The organism is Bifidobacterium sp. LH_413 (assembly GCF_056357015.1).
The window spans coordinates 224833-236973 of record NZ_JBKEVK010000002.1 but is presented as its reverse complement, the minus strand read 5'-3'; the positions used below and the strand labels follow the sequence as shown (position 1 = coordinate 236973).

The window sequence follows — 12141 nt, the reverse complement described above, 5'->3', positions numbered from 1 at the left end:
CCGCATCCCACGGCTATAATCGGGGCGTAATCATCCGCAGGCAACCATCGACGTGGAAGGAAACCGACATGCGCGAACTCAAGTGGGCGACGCTGGGATGCGGCGTCATCGCCAACCAACTCGAACAGGCGCTGGAACAGGGCGGACGCACACTGTACTCGGTGGCGAACCGCACGCACGCGAAGGGCGTCGCGTTCGCCGAGAAGTACGGCATCGGCAAGGTCTACGACGAGATCGACGACGTGTTCGCCGACCCGGACGTGGACGTCATCTACATCTCCACACCGCACAACACGCACATCGGATTCCTGCGCAAGGCGCTCGCCGCCGGCAAGCACGTGCTGTGCGAGAAATCCATCACGCTCAACTCCGATGAGCTCGACGAGGCGATTGCGCTCGCCGAAGCGAACCACGTGCTGCTCGCCGAGGCGATGACCCTCTACCACATGCCGCTGTACCGCGAACTCGACCGGATCATCGCAGGCGGCGAACTCGGCAAGGTCAAGCTCATCCAGATGAACTTCGGCTCCTACAAGGAGTACGACATGGCCAACCGCTTCTTCAACCGCAATCTCGCGGGCGGCGCGATGCTCGACATCGGCGTGTACGCGCTCTCCTGCATGCGTTGGTTCATGAGCTCCAAGCCCGACCGGATCGTCTCGCAGGTCAAGGCCGCGCCCACCGGCGTGGACGAGCAGGCCGGCATCCTCCTGACCAACCCGGACGGGCAGATGGCCACGATCACGCTCTCGCTGCACGCGAAGCAGCCGAAGCGCGGCACCATCGCGTTCGAGAACGGCTACGTGGAGATCTTCGACTATCCGCGCGGCGAACGCGCCACGATCCACGACACAACCGGCGCCGTGGTGCGCGAGGTCGAGGCGGGCGATACCGCGCACGCGCTCGCCTACGAGGTCGCGGATATGGAGGCCGCGATCGCCACGTACGAGGCGGGCCTGTCCGGTGAGATTCCGGCCGATGAGGCCGCGGCGAAGGTCGAGGGCCTCCTGCACATCGGTTACACGCGCGACGTGATGGACATGATGACCGAGATCCGCCGCGACCAGTGGCACATGACCTACCCGGAAGAGGAGTAGGGGGAACTGGACGGTTCGCTCCCGGATGCGTACGATTCGCTCCGGGGTTTGTCGCACTATTCCGTGGCAAACCTCGGAGCGAGCCGTGATGATCGGGGAGTGAACTGTGATAGTCGGGGAGCGAGACAGACGGTCAACACGTGTTGACTGAAGTCGACAAGCACGGTCCGGCGGCGGATTCGCGGCCGTAGGCTGGGAAGCGTAATCGCACGGTGACGTGAGAGGAGCGGACCATGACGGCGAAACAAGGCGGTTCCGGTGGCGGTGCGGCCGGTGGCGGTACTCGGTCCGGCGGCGGTGCGGCCGGTGGCTGGGGCGGTGGCATCGCCGCGGTCGGGCGGAGCATCCGCGAGACGTTGGGATGGCGGTGCTGGACGGTACCGATCGCATTGGCGGCGCTGACGCTGTCCGCATCGCAGTGGCGCGTCGAACTGATGGGCGCGCAGGATTGGGCATGGCCCAAACTGCTGATGCAGCTCGTCATCATCGCGTCGACCGCGCTGTTCGCGGTCACGCCGTCCGTCTCCAGCGTGCTGACCATCGCGGCCTACTCGGTCGACGTGCTGCTGCCGTACCCGTATCTGGAATCGAACGGATGGTGCCTCGCCATCGCGCTCGGATACATCGCCTACCGGGCGCGCGTGCCGCTCACCATCGGCGTGTCGGCTATCTCGTCGGGATGAAATGGCTGGAGATGGCGACGTGGAGCGGCGGCATCGCCCTGAACATGCTGATTCCGCTCAACTCGACGTACATCGCCGCCGTCATCATCGGACTGATGGCGCGCCGGCAGACCGAACTCGCCACATTGCGCCGGCAGGCGATGCATGTGCGGCAGGTCGAGCGCAATCTCGACGTCGCTCACCGGTTGCACGACGCCACTAGCGGCGAACTCACCTCCATCAGTCTGATGGCGCGGCTCGGCGTGCAGGACGCCGTATCGGAACGGCAGCGCGACCTGTTCGCCGACATCATGGCGCGCGCGGGCGAGGCGCTCGAACATGTGCATTGCATCATCCGCATTCTTGCGGAGGATGGCGGCGGTGGGCGTAAGGATGAGGACGGTGGCGGTGTCGGCGACGGTGGCGGTGTCGGCGACGGTGATGTCGCATTGGGGGAGAGCGGGGATTCCGGTGCGGGGCGTGCCGAGGACGGGATTACGGGGACCGCTGATACCGCCGATGTGGTCGCCGCCGTGCTGCGCGAGCTGACGGCGAACATCGTCCGATATGGTGGCGAGGACGGCAGGCGCTACACGTTGGACGTCGACGCGTCCGGTCGGGGAGTGGACATCGTGCAGACCAATCCGATGAATGGCTTCGGGAACATCGATGAAAAGAGGAATCCGGCGGATGCGAGTGCCGGCTGGGGTGGGAGCGCTGGCGGGAATGCCGTCGGGGCTTCGGTCGCATTGCCCCAGGGGCATGGGCTCGCACTGCTGCAACGCCGCGTCGAGGCGTGCGGCGGCGTCATGACGGTATCGGCGGAGGGCGGCATCTGGCGGGTGCGGGTCCACGTGCCGTTTGCGGGGGAGACAGGGCGGACGCTCCCCCAGTCGGCTCCGCCGACAGCCCCCTCGTCTGAGGGAGCCGGGATGGGTGCGGAGGCTTGGGAATGAGCGTCATCACCGTCGGGATCGTCGACAACGACATCATCACCGTGAAGGCGCTCGCCGCGTTGCTGGAACGCAACGACGACTTCCACGTCATCTGGACCGCATCATCGGGGCGGCAGGCGCTCGTCAACTGCCTTGAGGACGAACGATGGCCGGACGTGTTGCTCGTCGACGCGGAACTCGGCGACGAGCTCGGCACGGAGGTATGCCGACGGCTGCGCGCCGGCAACGGTACGTGCGCGATGCTCGTTATCACCGCGTACCCGCCCGAACGCTACCGGCGGGACGCCGCGCGCGCCGGCGCACAGGGCATCGTCGGCAAAGCCGACTACCCGTGGCTGGAACGGGCCATCCGGCTCGCCCGCGCCGGGCGCGTATTCGCCGTGCCGACGCCGGTACCGGCACGGGAAGGGGCCGATATCGGAGGTGCCGATGGCTCGGGCGAAGCCGATGACGCGCGGTTCCTGCTGCCGCGGGAGGCACGGCGGCGGCTGCTTGCGCGGCTCGACCGATCTGCTGGTGCTGGTGCTGCGTCGTCTTCGTCACGGTTGAGTTTTCAGGAATCGCAGGTGTTGGCGATGTCGGCGGACGGACTGACGCAGAACGAGATCGCCGACCGGCTCGACATCACCCCGGCGAGCGTGCGCACGCATTCGATGCGAGCCCGCCGCAAGCTCGGTGCCGCCACCCTCACCCAGGCCGTGGTGACCTGGCTGCGTCAGATCGGTCGGCGGTAGTGGCCTTGGCGGCTCTTCGCCGTCGGTGCATGTTTCGGTTGCATGTTTCTTCGCTAGAAGGGGTACTTCCGCCGCTTCGTGAAAGGCCATCTGCGTTACGAGGGGTACTCGGATGGGGATATTCCGGGCGCCGAGGGCGATTTCAGACCGTATATCCCCGGGATGCCCCTGTTGGGATACCCCTTGCAACGCAGATAGGTGTAAAGACGACGGAGAATGTACCCCTCGTAACGGTATTAGACGCCAAGGTGCTGGGGCGTGCGGCGCGGCAGGCATCGGTGAACCCTGCGCTGTCGCATCGGGTATGCGGTGTCGGGTCGCGGTGTCGGGCGTGCGGTTGTCGGGCTGCGGTGTCGGATACGCGGGCCAAATACGCGAAACGGGGTGCCGACATGACTGCCGGCACCCCATTTCGGTTCGCTCGGAATCCTACTTTTTCGCTTGGGTGAGCTGGTAGGCGACGAAGAGGATCGCGAGCCAGATCACGCCGGCGATGACGGCGACGCGATAGCTGGGGGAGAAGCACATGAGCACCACGACCAGCGCGAGGAACGCGAGCACCACCCACGGCGTCACCTTCGCGAACGGCAGCTTGAAGTGGATCGCGGCCAACGCCTCGGCACCCGACTTGCCCGCAAGATCGGTGTCGTCCGGTGCGCCGCCGGCGGCGACCACGCGGCGGAACTTCATCTCGGTGACCATGATCATCGTCCAGTTGATGATGCCGGCGATCGTGGCGATCGACATCAGGTAGTTGAACGCGAACTCGGGCCACACGAACACGACGACCACGGCGATCGCGGTGATCACCGCGGAGGTGAGCACGCCGGCCACCGGCACGCCGTGCCTGTTCAGCTTGCCGAGGTAGGCGGGCGCGTTGCCCTGCTTCGCCAGCGAGTACAGCATGCGGGAGTTCGCGTACAGACCGGAGTTGTAGACGCTCATCACGGCGGTCAGGCACACGAAGTTGAGGATGCCGGCGGCCGCGTGCACGCCCACCGAATCGAAGATCTGCACGAACGGGCTGGACTTGCCGTCGATCTGGTTCCACGGCACCACGGCCATGATCACGCCGAGCGCGCCGATGTAGAACACGAGGATGCGCCAGATGATGTCGTTCGTGGCGCGCGGGATCGTGGTCTTCGGATCCTCCGTCTCGCCGGCCGTGATGCCGATGAGCTCGGTGCCGCCGAAGCTGAACATGACGACGACGAGCGCCATCAGCAGGCCCGTCCACGAGCCGTCCTTCGCCTGGCCCATCAGGCCGTTCGGGAAGAAGCCGCCGCCCACGGTGAACCAGTTCGCGAACGTCGCCTTCGCGCCCGACTCGGTCGGCAGCGCGAACACGATCACCGCGAGACCGCCCAGGATCATCGCGATCACGGCCACGATCTTGATGATCGCGAACCAGAACTCGAACTCGCCGAACTTGCTCACGCCGAGCAGGTTCGCCGCGCAGATCACCACGAGGAACACGGCCGCCGACACCCACGTCGGAATCGCCGGGAACCAGTAGTTGACGAAACTGCCCACCACGGCCAGCTCCACCATCGACACGAGAATGTAGTTGAACCAGTAGTTCCAGCCGGAGATGAAGCCGGCGCGCTTCGACCAGTAGCGGGTCGCGTAGTAGCTGAACGCGCCCGCCTTCGGATCCTCGACCGACATCTCGGACAGTGCGCGCACGATCATGAAGATCGCGAGGCCGCCGATCAGGTAGGCGAGCAGGATCGACGGGCCGGCCAGCGCGATCGACTCGCTCGAGCCGTAGAACAGGCCCGTGCCGATCGCGCCGCCCAGCGCGATCAGCTGGATGTGGCGGTTCTTCAACGATTTGCGCAACGTCGCGGGCACCGGCACATCGTCGGTTTCGCGCGGCTTCGTGGCCGTGTCGCCGGCCTTGTTCTCGGAAGCCATATGTTCTTCTCTCTCTTGTCTCATATCTCACGTCGTGTCTCACGGGCGGCTTCGCCGTCCGCCCGCCGCGGGAGACCTTGTGGGCCGTGCGCGACGGTTCGCAACCACGGTATTGTATGCCGTTTCCCCACGGCGATCGCGTTTGCGTCCGCGGACCGGCGCGAAGACAATGGAAGAGGACAAGGAGGTGCGTGATGTCGCAGGCGTTTCTCAAGGACATGCTGCGCTGCTGGCGGCGGTCGTGGAAGCGGTTCGTCTCCATCGCGCTGATTACCCTGCTCGGCGTGGCCGTGCTCACCGGCATCTACGCGGGCTGCCGCGACGCGTTCCTCGCCGCCGGCCGCTTCTACGAATCGCAGGGGTTGCGCGACATCCAGGTCGTCTCCACCGCGGGCCTCACCGACGACGACGTGGCCGCGCTACGCAAGGTGCGCGGTGTGGAATCGGTGCAGGCGGAGCGCTCGCAGACAGTGACCGTGAGCGTGCATGGTTCGGACAAGACCGCGGTGATTCGCGAAATCGGGGGAGCCGGCGGCGGCGCGGATGATGGAGGTACGTCCGGCGATTCCGCGAGCGCCGATTCTTCGGATGGTCTCGACCGCCCGTACCTCACGGAGGGCCGGCTGCCGCGGAAGACCGGCGAGATCGCCGTCACGAAGCGGTTCCTCAACGACAGCGGCCTCAAGATTGGCGACCGGTTCACCGTCAAGTCAGGGCAGTCGGAGAAGACAGAACAGTCGGAGAAGACGAAGCTCACCATCACCGGCGTGGTCATCGACCCGCAGGACCTCGCCAATCCGGATGGGTACGCCTCGAAGAATGCCTTCCGCTCCACCGCCTCCGACGACTACGCGTTCTTCGTACCGGCGGGCGGCGTGACCGACAGTACGGCCGGCAGTACGGCCGACAGCCCGACCAATAGTGAGACCGACAGCACCACCGCCATCGCCTCCGAGACCGCCGACGACCTCTACACATCAATCAGCCTGCGCGTCACCGGCACCTCCGACCTCGACACGTTCTCCGACGACTACGACACCGTCGTGCGCACGGTGGCGAGCCGCATCGAGAACACCATCCAGTCCAAGCGCGAGAAGGCCCGCCGTCAACAGCTCACCGATGCGGCCCAGGCGAAACTCGATAAGGCCCGCGCCGAGACCGAACAGCGTTTCGCGGACGCCCAAGCCCGACTCGACCAGCAACGCGCGCAGTTCGACGCCCAAGTTGATGGGTTGGCGGCGCAATCTGCAGGGTTGATGCCCCAATCTGTAGGAAATTCCGCCCAACCTGCAGAACATTCCTCCCAACCTGCATACGACCCCGCAGTAGTCCGGCAATCCGTCATCGTGAAAAGCCCGGAATTGCAACAGGCCCAATCCCAGCTCGACCAGGCGCAGGCGGACCTCACCGCACAGAAAGAGGCCGCGATTCAGCAGATCGACTCCCAAACCATACAGGTTGCCTCCCAAATCCCGCAGGTTCGCTGGTATGTGACCACCCGCGCCGACATCGGCGGCTTCAGCGCCTTCAAATCGGACATGACCTCGATCGAATCGATCGGCCGCGCGTTCCCCGTCGTGTTCCTGCTCGTCGCCGTGCTGATGAGCCTGACCACGATGGCCCGCATGGTCGAGGAGGACCGCGGTCTCATCGGCACCTATCTCGGTCTCGGCTACCGCGGCATCGCCGTGGCCTCCCGCTATCTGCTGTTCGCGCTGCTCGCCTGCCTGATCGGCGGCGGACTCGGTCTGCTCGCCGGATTCCTCGGCATCCCCGCGTTCCTGCTCGTCGTGATCGAAGGCCTGTACACGCTGCCCGGCGCGCGTCTCGAATACGACTGGCTGTACGGCTCAGCCGGCATCGCGCTGTTTGTGGTCGGCGTGCTCGCCGCCACCGCGTTCGCCTGCCGCCGCGACATTCGCCACATGCCCGCCGAACTCATGCGCCCGAAGGCGCCGAAGGCCGGCGCGCGCATCCTCCTCGAACGCATCCGCCCGGTCTGGAGCCGCATGGGCTTCCTCAACAAGGTGACCGCGCGCAACATCTTCCGTTTCAAGTCGCGTCTCGTGATGACGGTCGGCGGCGTGGCCGGCTGCACCGCGCTCATCCTGTGCGGCCTCGCCATCAACGACACGGTCGCCGCGATCGGCCCGAAACAGTACGACGGCATCTACCGGTACGACCTCATGGCCGTCTCCGCCGACGCCGATGCGCCAGCCCTGCGCGCGCGGCTCGACAAGGACGGCAAAACCACCGCCACGTTGCGCATCCGCGTCGAAAGCGGCGAGCTGTCGACCTCCACGACATCCGCCGCGGCCGGCACCGCCACCACATCCGGTACCACCCAGCCCACATCCGCTCCCGCCTCCAGCGAAACGATTCAGCTCATCGTCGTCCCCGAACGGTCGCTGAAACGCCTCAACACGATGATCGACCTGCGCGAGGCGAGCGACAACGACCTCTACCGTTACAGCGGCGGCATGTTCGGCCGCTCCGGCGGCGGCGAGGTCACGCTCGACGACTCCGGCGCGATCGTCAGCCAATCCGCGGCGAACGCGCTCGGCGTGCGCGCGGGCAACATGGTCACGTTGCGCGGCGGCGACCTGACGCGCGCGAGAACGCGCGTCGCCGCCGTCACGCGCAGTCTCGTCGGTTCGGACGTGTACGTGAGCGAGTCACTGTACCAGCGTCTGTTCGGTGATTCGGGTGATTCCGGTGGCTCCGTCACCCCCGTCTGGAACGCCGTCTACGCGACGCTCAAAGGCGACGACGCCGCCCAGACCGCCTACGTCGACAAGCTCGCCGACGACCCCGCCGTCGTCAGCGCGGTCGGCACCGCCGAACTCGCCGACGGCTTCTCCTTCGACCTGATGGGCGCGGTCGTCGCCCTGATCGTCGGACTCGCGGGCGCGCTGTGCCTCGTCGTGCTGTTCACGCTCGCGAACACGAACATCTCCGAACGCGTGCGCGAGATGGCCACGCTCAAGGTGCTCGGATTCCGCAAGCGCGAGATCCACCAGTACGTGAACCGCGAGATGCGCGTGCTCACGTGGATGGGCGTGGCGGTCGGTCTGCCGCTCGGCCGCTGGATCGGTGGCCTCCTTACCGCGGCGCTCGGCATGCCGTCCCTGTATTTCGAAGTGGATCTGCGCCCGACCAGCTATCTTGCGGCCGCGTTCGCGACGCTCGTCTTCGCCGAGTTCGTCGCCTGGCTCACCAAGCCGGTGCTCGACCGCATCGACCCGGTCGGCGCGCTCAAGAGCGTGGAGTAGCGTCGCCGGCGCCCGCGCCCGTTGCACCGTCCGTTCCGGCGTCCGTGTCCGTCCCGGTGCCCTCGTCCGCCCCATCCTCGTCGATGTGCATGTCCGCCGTCGTCCACGGCTTCCGGTCGCGCTTGAGCAGGTCCGCGCGCATCCAGTACACGCGATGCTCCAGCCGCCGGATCAGCTGCGTGGTCGTGCACTTGACGCGCTGCGCCGGCGTGAGCCGCCCGGTCATCTCCGACAACGCGAGCAGATCGTCCTGATACGCCTCCTGATGCGCCTCGCGCGTCGCATCGTCCGCGTCGCCGTCGGCAGCCGCATCGGAATCCGCCGCCGCCTCCGCGTCGCACGCGCTCGACATCGCGTAGTAGCTGCGCGCCGGCAGCACGCCGTGCTCCATCGCCAGATCGAAGTTGTGCGCGGCGGCGACCGCCTGGTCATGCTGGTAGTCGAACTCGCGTTCCGGCGGCTCGTCGCCCTCATGCTGCAGCTGGTGGTAGAGCGTCACGTCGATGTCGGCGACCTTGCGCACGCGCAGATACAGTTCACCCGCCACCATCGCGACGTGCGCGCGCGTGCCTTCCGGGAACCGCAGTCCCTCCCACAGTTCGCGCCGGTACAGCCGCCCCCAGCAGGAATCGTTGAAATACCGGGCTTCCGTGTTGCGCCCGAATTCGGTGCCGACAAGCCGCAGACTCTTGCAGAACACGTTCTGGTACGCCTTGAGCGCGTCGGTGAACACGGTCACGCGTTCCGGCTCGCGCGCGCCTTCCGCCGTGGCCTCCGCCACGTCGTACAGCCGCGCGACGCCAAACTGCTTCCAGCGTGCCTTGGCGAGGTCCGCGCCGGTGCGTTCGGCGGCGTGCAGCAGCAGTTCGACGTATCGGCGGTCGAGAATGTCGTCGCTGTTGGCGAACGTCACCCACTCGCCGCGCGCGGCGTCGAGGCCCGCGTTGCGTGCCTTCGCCGCGCCGGCGTGCGTCTGGTGGATGACGGTCACGCGGTCGTCGCGCAGCGTGTATTCGTCGAGGATGGCAGCGCTTGAGTCGGTGGAGCCGTCGTCGACGAGGATGATGTCGAGCCGCGGGTGCGATTGCCTGAGGATCGAGTCGACGCAGTAGCGCACGTAATCCTCGGTGTCGTACACGGGCACGATGACGGAGACCAGCGGCGTGGTGCTCGGCGTGCCCGGCGGCGTGGTCAACAGCATGTGATGTGTGGTCCCCGGCTTTCTGTGGCGTTACGGGCCGTGACGGTTCGTCCGGTCCGTTGTATCGGCTCCAGTATGGCACGGGGACGCTGAACGTCGGCTGGACGCTTCCGGGTCTCACACGACCATCACGTTCGGTTCCTGTTCGGTCGTGTTTGGCCGTGTGATTCCGGAAGCACGATCACTCGGCGTCGCCGCCGAGGGCCTTCGCCGCGGCGTCGAGGCCGCTGGTCGCGTTGCGCAGATCGTCCGAGTAGTCGCGGATCGCGGCGATCGCCTCGTCCACGTCCTGCTGGGAGCCGTCGGACGGGCAGGTGGGCGCGTCGCCCAGCTTGTCCACCGCGGCCTGCGCGGCCTTGATGGCCTTGAGCTGGTCGGGGTCGGTCTTGCCGTCGGCGTTCTTGACGGCTTCGTCGGCCTCGGCCTTCACGGTCTTGAGCGCGTCCTGATGCGCCTTGAGCGCGACGATCTGCGTCTCGCAGTTCTCCACGGATTCGGCGCTTGCCTTGCCGCCGCCCCATGTGAAGGCGAACGTGGCGATCGAGGCGATCACGACCACGATGGCCACGATGATGCCGATGCGCATGTCCTTCTTCGTGCACTGGGCCGGGGATTCGGCGGTGGCGGTGTTGGCGGTTTCGGGGGATTCGGTGGTGTTGGTGGTGTCAGGGGTGTCGGTGGCGTGCTGCTGGTCGTTCGTCATCTCCGCTCCTTCGTGCGTATGCCCGTGTGAGGTTGTGTCCGGTTCGTGTGTGATATGCGCGATCGTGCGCGCTCGTTGCCGTCGCCGCCCGCGGATTTCCGCCGTCTTCGGCGAATCAGGCCGGAATAATCTTACTCATGTTCCGCAGCCGCGCAATCGTAAGGGCCTGATTGCCCGAAAACCGTGGAAAACCGTGAGACGGCTGGGTTATGCGGTGAACAGCGTGCCGGGGAACCCGCCGGAGACGATGGCCGTGCGGTCGGCCTTGAGTACGGCGCACTCGAACGTGATTCCGGGGTGCAGCGCGGTCAGCCGCGCGTGCAGCGTGTTCGGGTCGGCGACGAACAGCGCGGTCGCCAGTCCGTCGGCCAGCGCGGTGGGGTAGAGGGGAAGCGCGGCATGGCGGGGGAGCGCCGCGGTATCGTCCGTCCCGCGGGAATCATGATTCGTGCCCGCGGTCGGTACGTACACCCAGGTCGCGGCCACGTCGTCGACCGGGAGACCGTCGACCGCGTTGAGCAGATGATGGACCGTCATCGTCGTGCGTTCGTCGGGGGTGTGCGCGGTCCAGCGGCGGCGGCTCGGCGCGCTCGCGCAGAACGCGCCGCGGGTGACGCTCGCCGTGCCGATCGCACGGGAGTCGTCGGACGGGTCCTCGAGGGCGATGGTGACGGGGGCGGGGGAGCAGGTGCGGAGGTCGCCGCCGGCGTCGATGACGAAGGTCGGGGTCGAGGCAGGGATAGGCGCGGGCTCGGGGACCCCCTCAGTCGCGCTTCGCGCGACAGCTCCCCCTGAAGGGGGCACGGGGGAGGTGGTGGCGAATGTGGGGTTTGCTCCTTCAGTCGGATTTCTGTCGCCGGTTCCCTCTGAAGGGGACGCAGGGGCGGGGGATGAAGGGGCGGTGAGGCGGGCGGCGAGGAGGTCGACGAGGTAGCCTTTGCCGCAGGCGCCGAAATCAAGGGCGACCGGGCGGTGGGTGACGAGCGTCGTGCCGTGTTCGCCGGTACGCGTCACGTCTCCGCGCCACGTCGGCCGTCCGTGGATTGTGCCGAGTGTGCTGCCGCGCGCGTCGGATTGGCCGTGGATTGCGCTGAGTGTGTTGTCGCGCGTGTCGGGTCGGCCGGTCGGGGCGAGGATTGCGCGGGAGCTATCGGCGGAATCCATGGTGGTGGGAATCGCGGTGGCGGAGTCCGCGGTGGTGGGAATCGCGCCGGGGGAGAGGGTGAATGAGTAGCGGGCGTCGTAGCCGAGGCGGATGAGGTCTTCGCCGACGCACGGGTCGATGGCGCCGTCGGTCGCCTCGCACAGCAGATCATAGAGGTCGAACAGCGGCCCCGCCCAATCGGGGAACGCGAACGTGCCGCCACGCTCGGCGCGTCGCATCGCCGATACGAGGGAATCGTCGCGGAACCGCGACAACACGCGTTCATACTGTTCGATGAACCCGTCGATCCGCCGTCCGTCGCCGGCGGTTTCGGACGACTGCACGATGATTCCGGTGCCCAGGGCGTGCGGAAAGGCCATCGTATACGGCATGCGTTCGGCGAGTGACGTCATACCGTCCAAGTGTAGGAGCGCACTCCTCCGGACGTCCATCCG

General features: G+C 66.8%; 9 protein-coding genes. 5 read left to right on the top strand and 4 right to left on the bottom strand.

The features are described 5' to 3' along the window. The first annotated feature begins 68 nt into the window (after positions 1-68). The 4 genes from AC1AYN_RS05265 (at position 69) to AC1AYN_RS05250 (ending at position 3449) form a co-directional block, all read left to right on the top strand. Positions 69-1097 carry a Gfo/Idh/MocA family protein gene (locus AC1AYN_RS05265; protein WP_476532444.1) on the top strand — a complete coding sequence of 343 codons (1029 nt, stop codon included), beginning with the start codon at positions 69-71 and terminating at the stop codon, positions 1095-1097. Between the two features lie 233 nt (positions 1098-1330). Then, a complete protein-coding gene (locus AC1AYN_RS05260) occupies positions 1331-1780 on the top strand; it encodes a hypothetical protein (protein ID WP_476532443.1) in 450 nt (149 codons plus the stop codon). An 11-nt stretch (positions 1781-1791) separates the two neighbouring features. Continuing rightward, positions 1792-2715 carry a sensor histidine kinase gene (locus tag AC1AYN_RS05255; RefSeq protein ID WP_476532442.1) on the top strand — a complete coding sequence of 308 codons (924 nt, stop codon included), beginning with the start codon at positions 1792-1794 and terminating at the stop codon, positions 2713-2715. Further along, the gene (locus AC1AYN_RS05250; protein WP_476532441.1) at positions 2712-3449 is read left to right on the top strand and encodes a response regulator transcription factor; all 738 of its coding nucleotides are present in this window, start codon (positions 2712-2714) and stop codon (positions 3447-3449) included. The genes AC1AYN_RS05255 and AC1AYN_RS05250 overlap by 4 nt, the downstream gene beginning before the upstream one ends. Positions 3450-3878: 429 nt before the next feature. Here the strand turns inward: AC1AYN_RS05250 and AC1AYN_RS05245 are convergent, their stop codons facing one another. Then, the gene (locus AC1AYN_RS05245; protein WP_476532440.1) at positions 3879-5366 is read right to left on the bottom strand and encodes an amino acid permease; all 1488 of its coding nucleotides are present in this window, start codon (positions 5364-5366) and stop codon (positions 3879-3881) included. Positions 5367-5560: 194 nt separating this feature from the next. On the opposite strand from AC1AYN_RS05245, the gene AC1AYN_RS05240 reads away from it, so the two are divergent. Further along, positions 5561-8638, top strand: a complete 3078-nt coding sequence (locus AC1AYN_RS05240) for an FtsX-like permease family protein (protein ID WP_476532439.1) — start codon at positions 5561-5563, stop codon at positions 8636-8638. Here the strand turns inward: AC1AYN_RS05240 and AC1AYN_RS05235 are convergent. The 3 genes from AC1AYN_RS05235 to AC1AYN_RS05225 form a co-directional block, all read right to left on the bottom strand. Continuing rightward, entirely contained in the window at positions 8622-9839 is a 1218-nt protein-coding gene (locus AC1AYN_RS05235) for a glycosyltransferase family 2 protein (protein WP_476532438.1), read from the bottom strand. The two genes, AC1AYN_RS05240 and AC1AYN_RS05235, sit on opposite strands and share 17 nt — an antisense overlap. 181 nt (positions 9840-10020) lie before the next feature. Continuing rightward, positions 10021-10542, bottom strand: a complete 522-nt coding sequence (locus tag AC1AYN_RS05230; RefSeq protein ID WP_476532437.1) for a hypothetical protein — start codon at positions 10540-10542, stop codon at positions 10021-10023. Between the two features lie 207 nt (positions 10543-10749). Then, positions 10750-12108 carry an FAD:protein FMN transferase gene (locus AC1AYN_RS05225; protein ID WP_476532436.1) on the bottom strand — a complete coding sequence of 453 codons (1359 nt, stop codon included), beginning with the start codon at positions 12106-12108 and terminating at the stop codon, positions 10750-10752. Positions 12109-12141 lie beyond the last annotated feature (33 nt).